The organism is Campylobacter sp. RM16704, assembly GCF_000816245.1.
Lineage (GTDB): Bacteria > Campylobacterota > Campylobacteria > Campylobacterales > Campylobacteraceae > Campylobacter_D.
In genome coordinates this window covers 922,730-942,132 of record NZ_CP007769.1, presented here as the reverse complement: position 1 = coordinate 942,132, position 19,403 = coordinate 922,730, and the positions used below count along the sequence as shown (strand labels likewise).

20 protein-coding genes are annotated in these 19,403 nt (G+C 27.2%); 15 read left to right on the top strand and 5 right to left on the bottom strand.

Annotated features, from left to right (window positions below; all coding sequences use genetic code 11):
• Position 1 precedes the first annotated feature (1 nt).
• The 4 genes from CAQ16704_RS04870 to CAQ16704_RS07990 all read right to left on the bottom strand — a co-directional run bounded on the left by CAQ16704_RS04870 (position 2) and on the right by CAQ16704_RS07990 (position 4,128).
• Positions 2 to 913, bottom strand: a complete 912-nt coding sequence (locus CAQ16704_RS04870; protein WP_039667136.1) for an AEC family transporter — start codon at positions 911 to 913, stop codon at positions 2 to 4.
• 19 nt (positions 914 to 932) lie between these two features.
• Positions 933 to 1,667: a flagellar type III secretion system pore protein FliP gene (fliP, locus tag CAQ16704_RS04865; RefSeq protein ID WP_039667135.1), complete on the bottom strand. Its 735-nt coding sequence runs from the start codon at positions 1,665 to 1,667 to the stop codon at positions 933 to 935.
• Between the two features lie 125 nt (positions 1,668 to 1,792).
• Positions 1,793 to 3,604: an autotransporter outer membrane beta-barrel domain-containing protein gene (locus CAQ16704_RS04860; RefSeq protein ID WP_052245006.1), complete on the bottom strand. Its 1,812-nt coding sequence runs from the start codon at positions 3,602 to 3,604 to the stop codon at positions 1,793 to 1,795.
• Between the two features lie 266 nt (positions 3,605 to 3,870).
• Positions 3,871 to 4,128: a hypothetical protein gene (locus CAQ16704_RS07990; RefSeq protein ID WP_052245005.1), complete on the bottom strand. Its 258-nt coding sequence runs from the start codon at positions 4,126 to 4,128 to the stop codon at positions 3,871 to 3,873.
• Positions 4,129 to 4,288: 160 nt separating this feature from the next.
• Here CAQ16704_RS07990 and glmU point away from each other — a divergent pair, with 160 nt between their 5' ends.
• From glmU to truA, 7 genes are read left to right on the top strand one after another with little or no spacing between them, the layout of a single operon-like run.
• Entirely contained in the window at positions 4,289 to 5,581 is a 1,293-nt protein-coding gene (gene glmU / locus CAQ16704_RS04855; RefSeq protein WP_039667134.1) for a bifunctional UDP-N-acetylglucosamine diphosphorylase/glucosamine-1-phosphate N-acetyltransferase GlmU, read from the top strand.
• Positions 5,578 to 6,741 carry a bifunctional phosphopantothenoylcysteine decarboxylase/phosphopantothenate--cysteine ligase CoaBC gene (coaBC, locus tag CAQ16704_RS04850; protein ID WP_039667133.1) on the top strand — a complete coding sequence of 388 codons (1,164 nt, stop codon included), beginning with the start codon at positions 5,578 to 5,580 and terminating at the stop codon, positions 6,739 to 6,741. Before glmU ends, coaBC begins: the two co-directional genes overlap by 4 nt.
• A complete protein-coding gene (locus CAQ16704_RS04845; protein ID WP_039667132.1) occupies positions 6,738 to 7,358 on the top strand; it encodes a hypothetical protein in 621 nt (206 codons plus the stop codon). The genes coaBC and CAQ16704_RS04845 overlap by 4 nt, the downstream gene beginning before the upstream one ends.
• 5 nt (positions 7,359 to 7,363) lie before the next feature.
• Positions 7,364 to 8,032 (top strand): polyprenyl diphosphate synthase, encoded by a 669-nt coding sequence (uppS, locus tag CAQ16704_RS04840; protein ID WP_039667131.1) that lies wholly within the window; start codon positions 7,364 to 7,366, stop codon positions 8,030 to 8,032.
• A complete protein-coding gene (locus CAQ16704_RS04835; RefSeq protein WP_039667130.1) occupies positions 8,029 to 8,778 on the top strand; it encodes a prepilin peptidase in 750 nt (249 codons plus the stop codon). The genes uppS and CAQ16704_RS04835 overlap by 4 nt, the downstream gene beginning before the upstream one ends.
• A complete protein-coding gene (locus tag CAQ16704_RS04830; RefSeq protein ID WP_039667129.1) occupies positions 8,775 to 9,800 on the top strand; it encodes an LptF/LptG family permease in 1,026 nt (341 codons plus the stop codon). The genes CAQ16704_RS04835 and CAQ16704_RS04830 overlap by 4 nt, the downstream gene beginning before the upstream one ends.
• Positions 9,801 to 10,535, top strand: a complete 735-nt coding sequence (gene truA, locus CAQ16704_RS04825; RefSeq protein WP_039667128.1) for a tRNA pseudouridine(38-40) synthase TruA — start codon at positions 9,801 to 9,803, stop codon at positions 10,533 to 10,535.
• A 197-nt stretch (positions 10,536 to 10,732) separates the two neighbouring features.
• On the opposite strand, the gene CAQ16704_RS04820 is transcribed toward truA, so the two are convergent.
• Positions 10,733 to 11,185 carry an O-6-alkylguanine-DNA/cysteine-protein-methyltransferase gene (locus CAQ16704_RS04820; protein WP_039667127.1) on the bottom strand — a complete coding sequence of 151 codons (453 nt, stop codon included), beginning with the start codon at positions 11,183 to 11,185 and terminating at the stop codon, positions 10,733 to 10,735.
• A gap of 112 nt (positions 11,186 to 11,297) precedes the next feature.
• Here CAQ16704_RS04820 and CAQ16704_RS04815 point away from each other — a divergent pair, with 112 nt between their 5' ends.
• From CAQ16704_RS04815 to ilvA, 8 genes are all read left to right on the top strand, one after another.
• Positions 11,298 to 12,542, top strand: coding sequence for an ankyrin repeat domain-containing protein (locus CAQ16704_RS04815; RefSeq protein WP_039667126.1), 1,245 nt, complete (start codon positions 11,298 to 11,300; stop codon positions 12,540 to 12,542).
• On the top strand, positions 12,539 to 13,285 hold the full coding sequence (locus tag CAQ16704_RS04810; RefSeq protein WP_039667125.1) for a short-chain dehydrogenase/reductase, subgroup 5: 747 nt from the start codon (positions 12,539 to 12,541) through the stop codon (positions 13,283 to 13,285). The genes CAQ16704_RS04815 and CAQ16704_RS04810 overlap by 4 nt, the downstream gene beginning before the upstream one ends.
• Before the next feature lie 16 nt (positions 13,286 to 13,301).
• On the top strand, positions 13,302 to 15,014 hold the full coding sequence (locus CAQ16704_RS04805; protein ID WP_039667124.1) for a Na+/H+ antiporter NhaC family protein: 1,713 nt from the start codon (positions 13,302 to 13,304) through the stop codon (positions 15,012 to 15,014).
• Positions 15,015 to 16,055, top strand: a complete 1,041-nt coding sequence (gene trmA / locus CAQ16704_RS04800; RefSeq protein ID WP_039667123.1) for a tRNA (uridine(54)-C5)-methyltransferase TrmA — start codon at positions 15,015 to 15,017, stop codon at positions 16,053 to 16,055.
• A gap of 158 nt (positions 16,056 to 16,213) precedes the next feature.
• Complete coding sequence (locus CAQ16704_RS04795; protein WP_148308477.1) at positions 16,214 to 16,537, top strand: MarR family winged helix-turn-helix transcriptional regulator; 324 nt, start codon at positions 16,214 to 16,216, stop codon at positions 16,535 to 16,537.
• Between the two features lie 13 nt (positions 16,538 to 16,550).
• Positions 16,551 to 17,723, top strand: a complete 1,173-nt coding sequence (locus tag CAQ16704_RS04790) for an MFS transporter (RefSeq protein WP_039667121.1) — start codon at positions 16,551 to 16,553, stop codon at positions 17,721 to 17,723.
• Between the two features lie 68 nt (positions 17,724 to 17,791).
• The gene (locus CAQ16704_RS04785; RefSeq protein WP_052245056.1) at positions 17,792 to 18,163 is read left to right on the top strand and encodes a CoA-binding domain protein; all 372 of its coding nucleotides are present in this window, start codon (positions 17,792 to 17,794) and stop codon (positions 18,161 to 18,163) included.
• Complete coding sequence (ilvA, locus tag CAQ16704_RS04780; RefSeq protein WP_039667119.1) at positions 18,156 to 19,367, top strand: threonine ammonia-lyase; 1,212 nt, start codon at positions 18,156 to 18,158, stop codon at positions 19,365 to 19,367. The genes CAQ16704_RS04785 and ilvA overlap by 8 nt, the downstream gene beginning before the upstream one ends.
• Positions 19,368 to 19,403: the final 36 nt, after the last annotated feature.

Genomic DNA, 19,403 nt, shown 5'->3' with positions numbered 1-19,403 from the left:
TTTAGATTAAAAAATATACCCAAATAGGTAAAGAAATAAAGGCAAAGACTATTCCAAAAGCCACTGAACTTACTGCTAAATTTGTATCAAGTTTTGCTTTCATTATCATGGCTGCAACCATAGTCATGGTAGGCATTGCTGATTCAAGTAAAGCGATAATGGTATTAGGATTTAGCTCAAAATTTAAAAGTTTTAAAAGTATTAAAAATACTAAAGGTGCGAGTATCATTTTGCTAAAAACAACTATAGTGGTTGCTTTATAAGAAGTGGTAATGGTGCTAAATCCTAAATTTAATCCTATGGCAAATAATGCTATAGGTGTAGCACTAGAACCTAACATACGCAAAGGTTCAAAAATAAATTCAGGAAGTTGGATTAGTTTAAAAACTATCCCTAAGATAAGTGCAATAAAGGGTGGGAAAGTAAAAACTTTTTTAAGGTTTTGAAAAAAACTTGTTTTTTGCTCACTTGTTAAAGAAATAATAATAGGTGCAAGCAATGCTACTGGTAAAGAAGTAGCAAGAGCATCATAAAGAATAATTTCTCCTAAAAAATAAGCTTGTTTATAAATTCCCATTACAACCGGAATGCCTACAAATAAAGTATTTCCAAAGCTAGAAAGTAAAAAAATACTCACTAGGGTACTTTTGCTAAATTTAAAAAACGAAGCTAAAATCGTACAAACTAAAGCTGAAAAAAGCGATGAAAATAAACCGATTAAAATAATTACAATCAAAGAAAAATCAAAATTTAAATGATATGTTCTTTCAAAAATCAAACAAGGCAAAGCAAAAATGATAGCAAAGTCAAGAAAAGCTCTAGCTTGTTTTTGCTTTAAAATTTTAATTTTCTTAGCAAAATATCCACCAAAAAGTAAGCAAAATATACTAAATAATGATGGAAAAATAAACATATTTTTACTTTTAATATTTTTATGTTAAAAAGCTTTTAACTAAATTTTGAATGAGTAAATTCCATCCATCTACTAGAACAAAAATAAGCAATTTAAAAGGCATGGAAATCATTACAGGTGGAAGCATCATCATACCCATAGACATTAGCACAGAACTTACAACCATATCAATAACCAAAAATGGTAAAAAGAGTAAAAATCCTATTTCAAAAGCAGTTTTAAGTTCACTTATCATAAAAGCAGGAACCAAAACTGTTAAAGGCACATCATCTATGGTTTTTGGATTTTCTAAATTTCTAATCCTATAAAAAAGTGCTAAATCTTTTTCTCTAGTATTTTTTAGCATAAAATCTTTAAAAGGCTTAACACCTTTGGTAAAAGCTTCTTCATAGCCTATTTGTTCAGCAATGTAGGGTTTTATACCTTCATTATATGATTTTGTAGCAACAGGTTCCATTATAAAAAAAGTTAAAATTAAAGCCAAGGTTATTAAAATGGTATTTGGTGGCATAGTTTGAGTACCAAGAGCAGTTCTTAAAAAAGAAAACACAACTATTAGTCTTAAAAAAGAAGTCATCACAAAAATAATAGTTGGTGCAAGAGCTAATATGGTTAAAACTATGACTATATTTAAAGTTGTTACAAGTTGTTGTGGATTATTTGGTGCACTTAGGCTTAAATTCACAGTTGGTATAGTTACTTCAGCACTAAGAAGAGCTAAACTTGATATAAATAAAACTAGTAAAACTCTCAAAAATTTTTCCTTGTATAAAATTAAAGAGTTATTTTAGCAATTTTACTCTTAAAAAAATACTATATTTGACTAATTATTAATGCTAGAGTAAAAACTCTAGCATTTAAGGAGTTCTCAAAAGATTTTTAGAATTTATATTTAAAACCTACTTGACCACTTACATAAGTTTCGTTTTTATTATCTGTTTTGCCAGCTAATATTTGTTTAGCTCCAATACCAGCATTTAAGCTAAATTGTTCGTTAATATCTACATTACCACCTATGATGATTTGAGCGTAAGTTTTTTTCTTATCATTACCTTTGATGATAAAATTTGAACCTGAGCCAACAAATCCAGCTACAAAATCATCTCCATTATTCATCACATATTGTTCTATTTTTGGAGTGATAAATAAATATGATTCTTCACTCATATATTTTCTAAATTCAGCACCTAGTTCTAAACTAATAGAATTATTTGTCATACTTTGAACATCTTTTGCAAACATACCACTTTCTTTATAGCTTGGAGTGTGTGCGTAGTAGTAATTTATACCAGCAAAAGGCTTGATAAATAATGATGATGAATTTGGATTAAAAATTCTACCAGCATTAGCACTTAAACCAAAAAATTTACTATTATAATCAGCATTACTAGAATCACTTAGCATTGTTACACTTTGATCTGTTGGAGAAATTTGCCCGTAAGCTCTTAGATTAATTTCCCATTGATCGTTTGGATTGATTAAAGAATAAATACCAAATTGATAATTATCTGATTTTTGTTCCATAACCCCATCTTTAATAGTTGAATCAGCATAAGTAAAATAAAAACCAAGCAAAGCATTATCGTTGATTTTTCTATCAGCACCTAAGGTAAATCCATACAAAGCACCACTATCTCCATCTATGATATTTGCACCACCAAAAACATTACCCCAAAAGCTATTATTAAATGAAGAGCTTCCATAATAATTATAAACATCACTTGCTAGTGCTGCTATATGGGTTGTAGCAAATTTTTCTACTAAAGCTTTATCTTGATAAGGATTTGAAAGTTTTGCTATTCTTGTTCCAATAGCTAGGTCATTTGCTACGCCTATGGAAGAATTAACAGAAGAATTTTGAGCATTATTTACTATAGCTTTTGCACTTGCATTTGTGTTTGTTGTGATTGTATTTAGATTTTTTCCTGTTGTATCTAAAGTGAGTGCTGCGATAGCGTCATTGCTAAGTTTAGAATCTAAAATACTATTTAGCATATTTACAGCTAAATTTTTATTTTCTAAGCTAACATCTTTCATATTTTCAACTAAATCACTACCATCAAATTTTCCACCATTATCTTGTATATCTTGGATTTGTTGTTCTAATTTTTCAATTTGTTCTTGTAGTTCTTTTTCTGCTTGCACTATGGCTTCAAGCATAGCTTCATCTCCGATATATCCTGGTTTTTGGTAAGAATTTTGATTATAATCTTCATCGTATTCTATGCTATTTTTTATATTTTCAAAAGTATCTAAGGCTTCTTTTCTAATATCAATTTCAGATTTTAATATTTTTGCTAAATCTCTTACATTTTCATTAGCACCACCACTAATTAAAAGATTTTTACCATCATTAGAAACACTAAGTTTATAGTCTGTAAATTGAGCTAAATCGGTATCTTCAAAAAATACATTTTTTGGTAGTAAATTGCTTGTTTCAAGCATACTTGTTATATCTTTAGTGTATAGTGCTGTTACTATGTTTTTATCTATATCTTGGTTAAAATTGCCTGTTGTTTTTATAGCTACATAGTTGTTTATACCTAAATTTGAAACACTATTTGTACTTATACCTATAGCTGAATCTTTTATATTCACATCTCCATCTACAAAGATTAAACCACCTTTCTTATTTGCATCAAATATACCAATAAAAGAATTATTTACATTTAAATTTCCTTGTATATTCATATAGCCATCTTTTTCGCCATATCCATTCCATACATCTAAACTAGGTCTATCAAGTTCTTCATCATGTATATTATCATTTGTTATAGGTGAGCTACCATTAAGTGTAACATTTCCTTTTATATTGAAAGCCTTATTTGCTTTTAAAGAAGTCTGATCCTTATTTAAAACAATTTCTTTTGCTTCTAGATTGACGCTGTATAAATCATATTTTGCTTCATTAGTCGAAGTTTCACCAACATCTATCCAGTCTGAATCAGATCCTATGGTTAAAACACCACTTGTTTTGATATTAAATCTTTTATAGGCTTATCATGGTTTTCTTTACCATAATATGCTTGAATACTTCCAGGTTGTATTTTTAATTCTATATTTTCTTTAGAATTTAAATTCCAAATTCCATCTTTATAATTGAAATAATCAGTAAAATTTCCATGATTTATTTCTTGTGCTAATGTAGCACTACTTAATAAAGCACTAATGCTAACTCCCATTAAAACTTTACTTGTATGATAAGAAAGTTTCATTTGATTGCTCCTTTAAATTTAAAATGAAAAAAAGCATTATACCCCCCCCCATAAATTTAAGTTTAAAGTAAATGAGAATCTACAAAAATAAGCAATAATTAGTAAGAATTTTTTACTTTAGCTTGTTAAAATAAGCAATAATTTTTTATAAAGGTGTTTCATGAAAATTTCTGTGCTTATTTTAGCTGCTGGACTTGGTACGCGTATGAAATCACAAAATCCAAAAGTGCTTCAAAAAATTTGTTCAAAAGCAATGATTTTACATATTTTAAAACAAGCATATAAAATTAGTGATGATGTATGTGTGGTGCTTTCTCATCAAAAAGAAAAGGTTGAGCAAGTTGTTTTAGAGCATTTTCCAAATACACGCTTTTTAGAACAAGACTTGCAAAATTTTCCAGGTACTGCAGGGGCTTTAAGGGGTTATGAGAGTAAGCATGAAAAAGTATTGATTTTATGTGGTGATATGCCTTTAGTTAAAGCAAGTGATTTAGAAAAAATAGCTTTAAATGAAAGTGATTTTAATGTGGCAGTTTTTGAGGTAAAAGATCCAAAAAGCTATGGAAGAATAGTATTAAAAGAAAATAAAATTCAAAAAATAGTAGAAACAAAAGATGCAAGCAAAGAAGAACTTGCTATAAACATTTGTAATAGTGGTGTTTATGCTATAAAAGCACAAATTTTAAAAGAAGTATTGCCTTTGATAAAAAATGAAAATAAAGCTAAAGAGTATTATTTAACCGATGCAGTATATTTAGCAAAAGAAAAGGGCTATGAAATCGATGCAGTGTTTGTAAATGAGCAAGATTTTATGGGAGTAAATGATAAAGTAGAGCTTTGCTTAGCACAAGATCTTATGCAAGAAGCGATTAAAAAAGAATGGATGAGACAAGGGGTTATTTTTCATATGCCTGCGACGACTTTTATTTCAGATGAGGTTGAGTTTGTAGGCGAGTGCGAAGTATATGAAAATGTGCGTATAGAGGGAAAATCAAAAATCATTAATTCTATCATTAAAAGCTCAAGTGTGATTGAAGATAGCATAGTAGAAAATAGTGATGTAGGTCCTTTAGCACATTTACGTCCAAAATGTCAGCTTAAAAATACACATATAGGAAATTTTGTAGAATGCAAAAATGCATTATTAAATGGAGTTAAAGCAGGGCATTTGAGTTATTTAGGGGATTGTGAGATAGATGAGGGAACTAATATAGGTTGTGGTACTATCACTTGTAATTATGATGGGGTTAAAAAACATAAAACCAAAATAGGTAAAAATGTTTTTGTAGGTTCAGATACGCAATTTATCGCTCCGGTTGAAATAAAAGATGAAGTAATCATCGCAGCAGGAAGCACTGTGTGTAAGGATGTAGAAAAAGGCTCTTTACATATTAATAGAGCAAAAGTGCAAATCATAGAAGATTTTTACTATAAAAAATTAGGTAAAAAATGAAAACAATCTTACTGGCAGTAAGTGGAAGTATAGCTTTTTATAAAGCTTATGAGCTTATTTCTTTATTAAAAAAAGAAGGTTTTAGAGTTAAAGTTTTGCTAAGTCAAGGAGCTTTGAAATTTGGCACTAAGCTTAGTTTTGAAGCTTTGGCAGATGAAATTTTATGTGAAGAAAATGAAAGTTGGCAAAATACTAATAATCATATAGCTTTTAGTAAGACTTGTGATTGTGTGCTTTTTGCACCTGCTAGTGTTAATTCTATCAATAAACTAAACTATGGTATGGCGGATAATTTATTCATTCAAACTTTAATAGCAGTAGATAAAAACAAGCCTTTTTTAATCGCACCTGCTGCAAATACAAATATGTATTTACACTTTAGCACTCAAAATTCTTTAAAAAATTTAAAAGAGCAAGGTTATATTATCATTGATCCTGTGGTTAAAACTCTAGCTTGTAAAGATGAAGGTTTAGGAGCTTTGGCTGAACTTGATAGTATTGTTTATGCTTTAAAAAGAAGCTTAATGCAAGAAGACTTTTTTAAAGATAAAAGTTTTGTTATAAGTGGTGGTGGAACTAAAGAAAAAATCGATGATGTAAGATGTATTAGCAATTTTTCAAGTGGAAAAATGGCAAAGGCAATCGCAGATGCTTTGTATTTTTTAGGTGCTAAGGTAGTGTTGGTTAGTTCAGTAGAGTTTAAAACACCTTATAAATTAGAAAAATTTGAATCTTCTTTGGAATTAAAAGAAAAATTGCAAAAATACAAAGATTTTAATGCTTTGATTATGGCTGCTGCTGTGAGTGATTTTATTCCCAAAGCTTTTAAAGGTAAGATTAAAAAAAATGAGTATTTAAATGGGTTTGATTTAAAATTAAGGATTAATGAGGATATATTAAAAAATTTAGATTTTAAAGGTAAAAAAATAGGCTTTAAAATGGAATTTGATGTACAAAATGCTTTAGAAAATGCAAAAAAATCTTTAGTTAATAAAAATTTAGATATGGTTTGTTTAAATATTTTAAATGAGCAAATGAGCTTTGGAAGCGATGAAAATAGCATTTACTTTATCACTAAAGATAGTATTTCTCAAAGTTTTAAACAAAGCAAAGAAAAGCTTAGTTTTGTTTTAGCACAAGAATTAAGGAAACTTTGGTGAATATCATCAACTCAACCTTGCCTGTAAGAATGCAAATTTTAGAAAAAAAATCATATAATCGTTATGTATTGCTTTTAAATACTAAAAAGCTTGAAACTAAAAGTATGATAGAACTTGAAGTAGGAGAGGAATATTTAGCTGAAGTTTATGAAGATAAAGGTGTAATTTCTTTTAAAAATCTTTTGAAAAAACCTAAAATTAGACTTTTTGAAGAAGGAGTGGATCTTATAGAAAAGCTTTTGCAAGAGGGTGATGAAAAAGCTTGGTATAAAAAACTCATCACTAAAAAACTTATAGAAAGTAAAGGTGCGTATGAATTTGAAATTTATAAAGAAATGTTTTTTGCTTTTTTTGAAGGAATTTATCATATACCTTTTGTTTATGAGGGAAATAGGGCTTTATTCGAAGCTAGGAAAAATGGAAACATTTTAGAAGTGTATTTGTATTTTGAAATTTTCGGTGCTTTAAAAATTATCATTGATAATGGTAAAATTACTCATATACAAACACCTTTTGCTAAAGTTGCACAATTTTTAAATGAATATTTTAAATTTGAAGTGGTTAAATCACTTAATCCTATATTTGTTTTTAAAAGATTGATAGATATAAAGGGTTAGATAGAATGAATGAGTTAAAACATCTTGCTGTTGTAATGGATGGTAATAGAAGATGGGCTAGAAAAAATGGACTTTTAGAAAAAATCGGCTATAACCAAGGTGCTAAGGTTGTTGAAAAAATCATAGAAGTTTGTATAGATGAAAAAATTCAAATTTTAACTCTTTATGCTTTTAGCACAGAAAATTGGCAAAGACCAAAAGAGGAAATAGAATTTCTTTTTAAGTTATTAAATAAATATCTTGATGAGTCATTAAATAAATTTATAGCTAATGAAGTGCGTTTTAAAGCTATAGGAAATTTAAATTTTTTAGATGAATTAACTTTAAAAAAAATACAAAATTTTCAAGAGCAAACTAAAAATCATACAAAATTATGTGTAAATTTAGCTATTTCTTACGGAGCTAAAGATGAAATAGTAAGAGCAGTTAAGAAAGTGGTTGAAAAAAATCTTGAAATCAATGAAGAAAATATACAAGCAAATCTTGATTTAAGTGATGATGTAGATTTGTTTTTAAGAGTAGGAAGTGCAAAGCGTATATCAAATTTTTTACTATGGCAATCAAGTTATGCAGAAATTTATTTTAGCCAAACCTTATTTCCAGCACTTACTAAAAAAGAAATTGCAAATATATTTAGTGATTTTAAAAAACGCAAAAGAACTTTTGGTAAATGATATTTTTCTTTTTGTTATTGGGGCTTTGCATAGGATCTTTTATTAATGTTTTGATTTTCAGAACGATTTGTAAAGAAAGTATTGCAGTTCCAAGATCAAAATGTCCTAAGTGTCTTAATACTTTGAAATTTTATCATCTTATTCCTTTGTTTTCTTTTGTGTTTTTAAAAGGAAAATGTGCTTTTTGCAAGGAAAAAATTTCTTTAATTTATCCTTTTAATGAGTTAGTTTGTGCATGTTTGTTTATGTTTGCTTTTCACCTAATTGAAGATATTTTTCAAACTTTAATTTTTGCTTGTATATTAGCTATATTATTAGCACTTTCTTGGATGGATTATTATCTAAAAGCAGTGGATGAGCTTTGGCTTTGGATTTTGTTTGTTTTAGCTTTTTGTTTTGATTTTTTGCAAAATGGTTTAAAATTAGAGGATTTTCAAGATAGCTTTTTATTTAGAGTGTGTTTTGGAGCAGGTTTAATTTTTATACTAAAAAGTGTGATTAATTTTATTAAAAATTTTAAAAAAAGAGATGAAATTTTAGAAAGTTTAGGGGATGGTGATGTTATAATAATAGCTTTGATTTTTGGAATTTTTGGCTATGAAAAAGGCTTTTTAATTTTATTTGTTGCAAGTTTTTTAAGTCTTTTAATGTTTGTAAAAATAGCTAAAAAAGATTATCAAATGCCTATGATTCCTTTTTTATTTTGTGGAATTTTGATTAATATAAGTGTAGAAAGTATATTATGAAGCTAGTTTATAAGTATCTACTTAATCAATTTTTAAGCACTATGCTATCTTTGTTTTTTACTTTATTTATTATTGTTTCTATTATTTTTTTTATTCAACTTGCAAAAATTACATCTTATATTGAAATATCTTTTTTTGAACTTTTAAAATTATATATATATCTTTTACCAAAAATTTTAGTTTTTACTTTACCTATATCTTTTTTTATAGCCCTAACTTTATCTTTTTACAGACTTTCAAGGGAAAATGAAAGTACGGTTTTATTTGCTTTAAGTATAACACCAAAAATGATGGCTAGTTTTTTTATAAAAATAGCTACTGCAACTAGTACTTTTTTGCTTATAGTAGTTTTGATTTTTATACCAATTTCATTTGAACTTTTTGATAATTTTGTAGATTATAAAAAAATTAGTGCGAAAATAAGCATTAAAACAGGGGAATTTGGACAAAGATATGGTGAGTGGCTTGTTTTTATAGATAATAAAAATTCAGAAGATATTTATCAAAATATTATTATGTATCATCCAAAGAAAAAGTTGCAAGATAAAGAACAAGTGATTTTAGCTAAAGAAGGGAGATTTGAAACCAATGAAGGTGTAATTACCTTTAAATTGAATGAAGGTAAAGCTTATGAAATAAAAGATAATAATTGGCATATTTCAAGTTTTAAAAATTTATTAATTACGAGTGAATTATATTCTAGGGAATTAAATACTAAAAGCTTTTATAATTATTGGAATGATATAACTAGCAGTAAAGAAAAAGCTAAAGAGTTTGTTATTTATGTATTAATTGCTTTGTTTCCTTTGGCAAGTGTATTGTTTGCGTTATCTTTTGGAATAGTAACCTATCGTTATGAAAAAGGTTTTGCTTATTTTGGGATTTTTGCAGTTATATTTGTTTATTTTAGTCTTTTGATTAGCTTTTATAATCCTCCATTTGTAGCTGTTGGAAGTATTTTTATATTGTTTTTCATTGCTTCTAGTATTTATTTTAAAATTAAAATTATAAGTAAGTATTAAATGCTTTTAAAATTAACCTTTTCTTATGATGGCTCTAAATTTAATGGCTCAGCTACCCAGCCACATAAACTTAGTGTTCAAGATGCTTTGGCTAATGCTTTAACACATTTAGGAATTTATGATAAACCTTTGTTTGCATCAAGAACTGATAAAGGTGTACATGCTTTTAATGCAGTAGCTTGTGTAAAATCAGGAGGACATTTTAAAGACTTTTCATATTTAAAAAATAAAATTAATCACTTTTCTCATCCTTTTATACATATTAAGCATATTGAAAAAGTAAATGATGATTTTCAAGTGCGTTATGATGTGAAAAAACGGGCTTATCGTTATATATTAAGTCATGAAAATTATAATCCCTTTTTGGCTTCATATGTGTATTTTTATCCAAAAATAAATACTAGTTTAGCGAAAAAAATAGTGTATTTATTTGAAGGTGAGCATGATTTTAAATTTTTTCAAAAAGAAGGCTCTAATAATAAAACAAGTATAAGAATAATATATAAAACCAAGGTTTATATTTATAAAAATCATACTATTTTTTATTTTGAGGCTAATGGCTTTTTAAGATCACAAATTAGAATGATGATGGCTAGTATTTTAAAAGTATTAGAGGGAAAATTGAATCAAAACGAGCTTTTAGAGCAAATTAATGCTAAAAAAGCTCATTGTAGATTTTTAGCTCCAGCTAGTGGCTTGTACTTAAGCAGGATTTCTTATTGCAATAATGCATAATTTTATATATTAAAGAACAAAATTTACTATGTAAATACTGAAAAAACTTATATTTTTTATTTAGTTTAAAAAAATATTAATAAGAAAAAACTTTCATATATGGTAAAATCTATTAATTTTTTAAATTATAAAATTTATAAAATTATAATTAGTAAAAAAATGAGATGCTTATATAAAATGATTGGTAATGAAGTTTTTTACAAACTACCTTCAAGTTGTAGTAATCTTTTCTTTATATATAACCCTCCATTATAACCGCCTACATGGTTTTTAGCTACCACTCTATGACAAGGAATAAAAATTGGAAATTTGTTTTTAGCATTTGCATTGCCAACTGCCCTAAAAGCTTTTGGATGATTAATGTAAGAAGCAATCTCTTGATATGTTTTTGTTTGTCCATAGGGAATTTCTATTAAAGCTTTATAAACCTTTATCTCAAAATCACTGCCATCAAGTAATAATGGTGTATTGAATTTAAAAAGTTTTTTATTAAAGTATAGATCTAATTCCTCTAAAGCTTGATTTAAAATAGGATGTCTGTGTTTTATGAAATTTGGTTTTGAATCTAAAAAGCTAATATTAATAAGCTTGTTTTTGTTACATTGTAAAAGAATATAGGCAAAATCAGTTTTATAAAAACTTTGATACATGTTTTTCCTTATTTTAAAGAATTTATTGTATAAAATTTCAAATTAATTAATTGTTATTAAAGCAAAAATTTAGTTAAAATAGTAATTTAATTCATATTATAAGGACAAATGTTTGAAAATTCTATTATTTGGTTTGTTTTTTAGTTTAAATGTTATAGCGTTGGATTTTGATTGTAATTATTTAAAGGAAAATAAGGCATTTTTTAAAAACTTTAATCCTAAAGATATGCAGGATTTTTTACGAGTTGATTTAAGTTGTGATATTTCTTTGAAAAATAATAAAATTACACAAAGACTTTATGAACTTGCAAATGAAATTAGAGGTAGTAATAGCGCTTGTATGGGTGGAGAGTATTTTAGTGATTTAAGGAAATTTGATTTTAAATTATTAAAAATTGCTTTAAATCCACAAGTTTATCAAAAATCTTTAGAAGATCCCGTGTTTTTAGAACAAAAAATTACTAAATTAAAAGCTTATTTTAGATTTTGGGCTTATCAAAGTATAGGAAATTTTAAATTATTCAAAGAGTTTTGGGTAGAATATAATAAAGCTATAAATCCTTTAACAAAATATTTTCAAAAAGAATTTAATTTAGATAATGCTAGTGCAATTTATTACGCTAGTAACGCTTTAAATGAATTTTTAATTTGGGCAGTAGGTGAAACTAAAATTTTTAAAGATATTTCTGATTTTGAAAAATTTGTAGCTAATCCTAAAAATTCTTTAGAACAGATCAAAGAATATATTTATTCAAAAAAAATTAATAATTTAGAATTAAATAATGGTTTTAAGGCTGCACTGTTAAATAATAGAGAAAGTGAAATTATTATTGAATTTATTAAACTTGGTGTGAAATTAAATGAAGGCTATGAGTCTGCTTTGTTTTTTGCATTAAATAATGAGAACAATGTAAAAGTTTTATTAGAAAACAATGCTGTGATAGATTATAAAAACTCTTTTGGAAAAACTCCTTTGTTTTATGCGGTAGAATATAATAATTATAAAGTAGCAAAACTTTTACTTGAAAATGGAGCCAATGTAAATCAAAAATATATTAATGATAATGAAAAAATTTCTATTACTAGTATGGGTGTAAGTGCTCCATATTTTATTACTTTATGTGCTCTAGAGCATACCTCCAAAAATATTTTTATGCATGCAGCTAACTATGCAGATGTAAAAATGTTAAAGTTATTAATAGATTATAGGGCAAATTATAAAGATATAGATGATTTAGGATTTAATGCACTTGATTTTGCTATTATGGCTAAAAAAGAGCAAAATATTGAATATTTAAAAACATTAGGTTTAAAAAAGAATAAAAATTTAACACTTTACGAAGAAACACAACCATGAAAATTGCTTTAGTTACAGGTGTTAGCTCTGGTTTTGGTTTAGAAAGTCTAAAAGCTTTGATAAGACTTGATTATAAAGTAATAGCCATAGCAAGACGCAAGGAAAGATTAGAAAAACTACAAGAGCTTTATGGGGATAAAATTTATCCTATAGTGCTTGATGTTAGAAATAAACAAGCTGTTTTTGAAACTATTGAAAAATTACCTCAAGGTTTAAAAAACATTTCTTTACTTATTAACAATGCTGGACTTGCTATAGGATTGCAAGAATTTGATTCTTTGAGTATTGAAGACATAGAAACTATGGTAGATACTAATATAAAAGGATTTTTATATATAACAAGAGCCATATTGCCTTTACTTAGAAAAGCAAACAATGCTCATGTGATCAATCTTGGCTCAATCGCAGCAAATGTACCTTATTATGGTGGAAATGTTTATTGTGGAACTAAAGCTTTTGTAGCACAATTTTCTAAAGCATTAAGAACGGATTTGCGTGGAAGTAATATAAAAGTAACTAATATAGCTCCAGGACTTTGTAAAACTGAATTTAGTGAAGTAAGATTTAAAGGTGATATTAAAAAAGCTGATGAGGTTTATGAAAATACTAAATACATTAAAGCCGAAGACATAGCAAAAATTATCACTTTTATTATTAGTTTGCCTGAACATATCAATATTAACGAAATAGAACTTATGCCTGTCACTCAAACTTGGGCAGGAACCTTTAGCGAAAAACTTTAATTTTTTAAGGAAAAATATGAAATTTTTTTATTTATTATTAGCTCCTTTATTTTTATTTGCCGATGCACAAACAAATGCGGAACTTTTTGGAGTTTGGACACTTCTTCCACCTATTATAGCTATTATTTTAGCTTTTATTACCAAAGATGTTGTACTTTCTTTGTTTATTGGAGCATTAAGTGGTACTTTTATGCTAAGTCTTGCTGAAAATAGTATCTATCATGCTATTGTTGCTTCTTTTACAGGTTTTATTTTCAAAGCGGTAAATTCAATGGCAAGTCCTGGAAATGCAGGTATTTTATTACAAGTTTTAACTATAGGTGGTGTTGTTGCACTTATTACCAAAACAGGAGGAACGAAAGCGGTTGCTGTTTGGCTTTCTACTAAGGCAAAACAGGCAAAAAGTTCGCAATTTGCTACTTGGTGTATGGGGATTTTCATTTTCTTTGATGATTATGCTAATTCATTAATCGTAGGGCCTATTATGCGTCCTGTTACAGATAAATTTAGAGTGAGTCGTGAAAAACTTGCTTTTATTATGGATGCAACTGCAGCTCCTATTACAGGTCTTGCTATTATTTCCACTTGGATTGGACTTGAGATTTCACTTATTCGTAGTGGATATGATTTGATTGACAATGAAGCTTTTATTCATCTTGGTATTATTAAAGAAGAAATTAATGCTTTTGAAATTTTTGTTCAAACTTTACCTTATAGGTTTTATAATCTTTTTATGTTGATTTTTGTTATTTTAACTATTTATACTGGTAGAGAATTTGGACCTATGCTAAAAGCTGAACTTCGTGCAAGAGCGGGCAAATTTTCACACGGACATGAGCAAATTGACAATATAGAAGATAAAGTATTAGAACCAAAAGAACATGTTAAATTACAAGCAACAAATGCAATTATTCCCTTAGCTATTTTAATAATTTTTTCTTTTATAGGTTTTTATTTTAGTGGGTATAATGCTATTGATGATGTAAACTTGAAAGCTCAAATTGATGCAGCACCTTTGAGTCTGTTTGCCTTTAGGGAAACTTTTGGTGCAGCTGATGCATCTATTGTATTATTTCAGGCAGCACTTTTGGCTACTATAGTTGCTATTATTTTAGGAATTTATAGAAAAATCTTTACTTTAAAAGAAGCTATTGCTGTTTGGACTCATGGCTGGAGAACTATGATTATGACGGTAATTATTTTACTTTGTGCATGGTCGTTGGCTTCTGTTATTAAGGATTTAGGAACTTCTAAATATTTAATTGATTTGTTTTCGGATAAAACCCCAATTTATTTTCTCCCTACTGCTGTTTTTTTATTTGCTTCTGTGATTTCTTTTTCAACTGGAACTAGTTATGGAACTATGGGGATATTAATGCCTTTAGCTATACCTTTAGCTATGGCCGTAGGAGTACATAATGATTTAAACGGCGTTGAGTTACACCAATATATGATTATAAATATTTCAGGTGTTTTAACAGGAGCTATTTTTGGTGATCATTGTTCACCAATTTCAGATACTACTATACTTTCTTCTATGGGAAGCAAGTGTGATCTTTTGGCACATGTTAGCACACAAATGCCTTATGCGTTAAGTGTTTGTGCTGTAAGTATAGTTTGTGGTTATCTACCAGTAGCATTAGGACTTAATGTATGGCTTGGACTTGTTTTTGGTATATTGGCTATGATGGCCTTGCTTTTTGTAGTTGGCAAAAAGGTAGATGCTTAAATGTATTTTGAAGAAAAGATTGCTTTAAATAAGGCATTGTTTTCTTCTTTATATGATGGAGAAATTCAATGCTATAAATCACCTTTAAAATTTTATAGAACTAGGGCAGAATTTTCTATATATCACAAAGACAATGGAAGAATTTCTTATGCAATGTATGAAAATAAGAAAAAAATTCCTATTGAAAAATTTGATATAGCAGATAAAAAAATTCAAGAATATATGCCTATTTTATTAAATAATCTAAATGAAAATTTAAAACATAAGCTTTTTGGAGTGGAGTTTTTAGCTACAAAATTAGATTTAAGTATAACTTTACTTTTCCATAAAAATATAGAGTTAATTGTGCAAGATTTACAAGAATTAGCAGAAAAATTAAATCTCAAATTCATAGCAAGAAGTAGGGGTAAAAAGCTTGTGTTTAATGGAGAAAATCTAAGACAGGTTTTAAAAATAAATACAAATGAATTTTTATATGAGTTAAATAATGATTGTTTTATTCAGCCTAATACTTTTATCAATGAAAAGATGATTGAATGGATTATATCTTGTATAGAGGATGATTTTAAACAAGATTTGTTAGAGCTTTATTGTGGTTATGGAAATTTTACTATAGCTTTGGCAAGAAGTTTTAAAAAAGTTTTAGCGACTGAAATTTCTAAGAAAAATGTTGAATTTGCTTTAAAAAATTGTACTTTAAATTCTATTGAAAATATAGCTTTTACAAGACTTTCTAGTGAAGAGCTAAGTCAAGCTTTGAAAAAAGAAAGAGAATTTAATCGTTTAAAAGGGGTAAATTTAGATAGCTTTAAAATATCTCATGTTTTGGTTGACCCTCCAAGAGCAGGGCTTGATTTAAGTGTGATTGAACTTATTAAAAATTATGAAAATATCATTTATATTTCGTGTAATCCTATTACTTTAAAAGAAAATCTTGAAATCTTATGTCAAAGTCATGAAATTTTAAATTTTGCTTTTTTTGATCAATTTGCCAATACTCCTCATCTTGAATGCGGAGTGTATTTAAGAAAAAAAGCCTAATATAGTATAAGTTTAAATTTATATATTATTTGTTACTATAAAAATAGTTGATTTAATCAATTAATTTTTATAAAGGATTTCTTATTTTTTTTCAAAAAATTACTTACACAAATAGAAAAATATTACATAAAATTAATGAAATTTTAGAGCCATTTGGTTTGAAATCAAGTGATTGGAGAGTTTTTGTGTATTTAAGCCATCATCAAAATAGTGCTTTAGCTCCAATATGTGAGTTTTATCAGATGGATAAAGCTATACTTTCTAGAGTTGTTTCTAAATTAGCAAAACTTGGATATATAGAGTTTTTAAAAGCGGATGATAAGAGAGAAAAAATCATTACTCTAAGCGCTAAAGGTAAAGAAATTTTTTTTGATGCTAATGTTTATATAAGAAAATACGAAAAAGAAATTTTAAGTATCTTAAATATACAAGATCAAGAAAGACTTTTAAAATTACTTGACTATATCAATGAAAAAATATGAGTGAGGTTTTTTCATGGGTCTTAGTAAAAAATATAATTTATTTAATATTAATTTTTTTTGTATTTTTGGTATTAATTTTGTTATTTGTCTTGTTTTTTATATGAGTACTATTTCTAGTACAGATTATGTTTTAGATGTTTTAAATCTTCAAACTAGCACGGCAGGTCTTATTATGGGTGCTTTTGTTATAGGTGCTTTATTTTCTAGGCTTTATTTTGGTTCTATTATTGATGATGTTAATATAAAAAAAGTAATTGTTTTTTCGCTTTTGTTCTATCTTTTTATTAATTTGATGTATTTGAAATTTTACAATGTATATTTTTTGGTTTTGATACGCTTCTTAGCAGGGGTTTGTTATGGAATTTGTTCTTGTGCTTGCGGGGCAGCTATTGCTAGGATAATACCTAGCAATAAAAGAGGTGTTGGAATAGGATATTATGCTATAAGTGTTGTTTTAACTTCTGCTTTAGGGCCTTTTTTAGCGATAAAACTTGATTCCATTAATCAATTTCAGCTAAGTTTTTTAATTGCAAGTTCTAGTATATTTTTTGCAATAAATTTGTCTATTTTTCTAAAAGTAAAAAGATTTAAAAAAAATTATCATATAAAAAGAAAATTTAGTATTTACAATTATTTTGAAAAATCAGTTTTAAATTTAGCTTTAGTTACTTTTTTACTTGCATGTCCATTTGGAGCTATAATAGCCTATATGAGTGCCTATACTCAAAGTTTAAATTTAACTTTTGCAGGTTCGATGTTTTTTGTAATATATGCTAGTTTTTCAATGATTTTTAGGCCATTAGCTGGAAAAATATTTGATAAATATGGAGCACATATTATTATGAATTTTTCATTTTTAAATTTTATTTTTTGTTTAGTTTTACTTGCTTTTGCACGAAATTCTTATATGGTTATTTTTGCTGGTTTGTTTTGTGCTTTAGGTTATGCAAATGCTACCTCAAGTGCCCAAGCTTTAGCAATAAAGCTTGCACCTAGAGAAAAAATGGGATTAGCAAATTCAACTTATTTTATTGCTTTAGATTTTGGAATAGGTATTAGTCCTTATTTATTAGGCATTATAGAGCCAAGTATAGGTTTTTCTAATATTTATGTGTTTTGTGCAATACTTGTTTTAATATCTATGGCTTTATATCATTTGTTGATTGTTAAAAAAACAACTTTTTAGTTTTATTTTGGATACAATGCTTTAAAAAAGGAGAAAATTTGCGTGATATAGAAAAAATACTAAATTCTATGCAAAATATTGCTATTGTAGGACTTAGTCCTAGTCAAACTAAACCTTCGCATTTTGTAAGTAAATATTTACAAGATTTAGGCTATAAAGTTTATCCCATTTACCCTAAAGAAGATTTTATTTTAAGTGAAAAAGTTTATAGAAATTTAAAAGAAATTCCTTTTGAAATTGATACTGTCGTAATGTTTAGAAAAGCAGATTTTGCTAATAAACTATTTGAAGATCTTTTAATAAAAAAAATAAAAAATTTTTGGATGCAACTTGGAATTATCAATAATGAGATAATGCAAAAATGTCAAAAATATGGTATAAATTGTGTTCAAGATTGCTGTATAAAAATAGAACTACAAAAAAAGGAAAATTATGATTGAATTAAATAAAATTTATCAAGCGAAACAGAAAATAGCAGATTTTGTGCTAAAAACTCCTTTCGTACATTCTTCTTCTTTGAGTGAGTTTTTAGATACGGATATATTTTTAAAATGCGAGAATTTGCAAAAAACGGGAGCTTATAAAATTAGAGGTGCATATAATACAATAGCTAATTTAACCAAAGATCAAAAGCAATTTGGTGTAATAGCAGCAAGTGCAGGAAATCATGCTCAAGGAGTAGCTATAAGTGCTAAAAAATTTGGTATTGAAGCTGTTATTGTTATGCCCGAAGCTACACCTTTATTAAAAGTAAGTGCAACAAAAAATTTAGGTGCTAAAGTAATTTTAAAAGGAGATAATTTTGATGAAGCTTATGCTTATGCACTAAATTATGCCAAGGAACATAAGTTAAATTTTATCCATCCTTTTGAAAATGAAAGTATTATGGCAGGACAAGGCACTTTGATGCTTGAAATGCTTGATGAAATTAGTGATTTAGATATGATTTTAGCTCCGGTTGGCGGAGGTGGATTAATAAGCGGTATTGCAAGTGCAGCAAAACAGATTAATCCTAATATAAAAATAGTGGGTGTGAGTGCTAAAGGTGCTCCTGCAATGTATGAAAGTTTTAAAAGTAAAAAGATTATTAATTCTAAATCTGTTAGAACTATAGCAGATGGTATAGCAGTGCGTGATGTAAATAAAATTAATTTTGATATTATTCTTGAATGTGTAGATGAATTTATACAAGTAGATGATGAGGAAATTGCAAATGCAGTATTATATTTACTTGAAAAACATAAATTAACAGTCGAGGGAGCTGGAGCATGTACTGTTGCAGCACTTTTGCATAAGAAATTAGATTTAAAAAAATATAAAAAAATAGGTGTTGTTCTAAGTGGTGGAAACATTGATGTTCAAATGTTAAATATTATTATAGAAAAAGGTTTGTTTAAGGCGTTTAGAAAAATGCTTATAAATGTTACCTTGGTTGATAAACCAGGAGCTTTAAGTGCTTTAAGTGATGCTATAAAAGAAGCTAATGCCAATATAGTTAAAATTGACTATGATAGATTTTCAACTAAACTTGAATATGGCGATGCTATGATTTCCATTACTTTAGAAACTAAAGGTAAAGAACATCAAGAACTTGTGAGGAAAATTCTTTTTGATAATGGTTTTAATTTTAATGAAATTTTATAAAAAAATAGAATATAATATTTCGTAAATAAATTATAA

What these genes read in the sequence shown, in the direction of transcription:
- CAQ16704_RS04860 (WP_052245006.1), bottom strand. Translation starts at nt 3,604, where the DNA reads ATGAATATACAAGGAAATTTAAATGTAAATAATTCTTTTATTGGTATA.
- CAQ16704_RS04790 (WP_039667121.1), top strand. Translation starts at nt 16,551, where the DNA reads ATGGGTCTTAGTAAAAAATATAATTTATTTAATATTAATTTTTTTTGT.
- truA (WP_039667128.1), top strand. Translation starts at nt 9,801, where the DNA reads ATGCTTTTAAAATTAACCTTTTCTTATGATGGCTCTAAATTTAATGGC.
- CAQ16704_RS04820 (WP_039667127.1), bottom strand. Translation starts at nt 11,185, where the DNA reads ATGTATCAAAGTTTTTATAAAACTGATTTTGCCTATATTCTTTTACAA.
- CAQ16704_RS04830 (WP_039667129.1), top strand. Translation starts at nt 8,775, where the DNA reads ATGAAGCTAGTTTATAAGTATCTACTTAATCAATTTTTAAGCACTATG.
- CAQ16704_RS04805 (WP_039667124.1), top strand. Translation starts at nt 13,302, where the DNA reads ATGAAATTTTTTTATTTATTATTAGCTCCTTTATTTTTATTTGCCGAT.
- CAQ16704_RS07990 (WP_052245005.1), bottom strand. Translation starts at nt 4,128, where the DNA reads ATGAAACTTTCTTATCATACAAGTAAAGTTTTAATGGGAGTTAGCATT.
- ilvA (WP_039667119.1), top strand. Translation starts at nt 18,156, where the DNA reads ATGATTGAATTAAATAAAATTTATCAAGCGAAACAGAAAATAGCAGAT.
- CAQ16704_RS04785 (WP_052245056.1), top strand. Translation starts at nt 17,792, where the DNA reads ATGCAAAATATTGCTATTGTAGGACTTAGTCCTAGTCAAACTAAACCT.
- CAQ16704_RS04810 (WP_039667125.1), top strand. Translation starts at nt 12,539, where the DNA reads ATGAAAATTGCTTTAGTTACAGGTGTTAGCTCTGGTTTTGGTTTAGAA.
- CAQ16704_RS04870 (WP_039667136.1), bottom strand. Translation starts at nt 913, where the DNA reads ATGTTTATTTTTCCATCATTATTTAGTATATTTTGCTTACTTTTTGGT.
- glmU (WP_039667134.1), top strand. Translation starts at nt 4,289, where the DNA reads ATGAAAATTTCTGTGCTTATTTTAGCTGCTGGACTTGGTACGCGTATG.
- coaBC (WP_039667133.1), top strand. Translation starts at nt 5,578, where the DNA reads ATGAAAACAATCTTACTGGCAGTAAGTGGAAGTATAGCTTTTTATAAA.
- uppS (WP_039667131.1), top strand. Translation starts at nt 7,364, where the DNA reads ATGAATGAGTTAAAACATCTTGCTGTTGTAATGGATGGTAATAGAAGA.
- trmA (WP_039667123.1), top strand. Translation starts at nt 15,015, where the DNA reads ATGTATTTTGAAGAAAAGATTGCTTTAAATAAGGCATTGTTTTCTTCT.
- CAQ16704_RS04835 (WP_039667130.1), top strand. Translation starts at nt 8,029, where the DNA reads ATGATATTTTTCTTTTTGTTATTGGGGCTTTGCATAGGATCTTTTATT.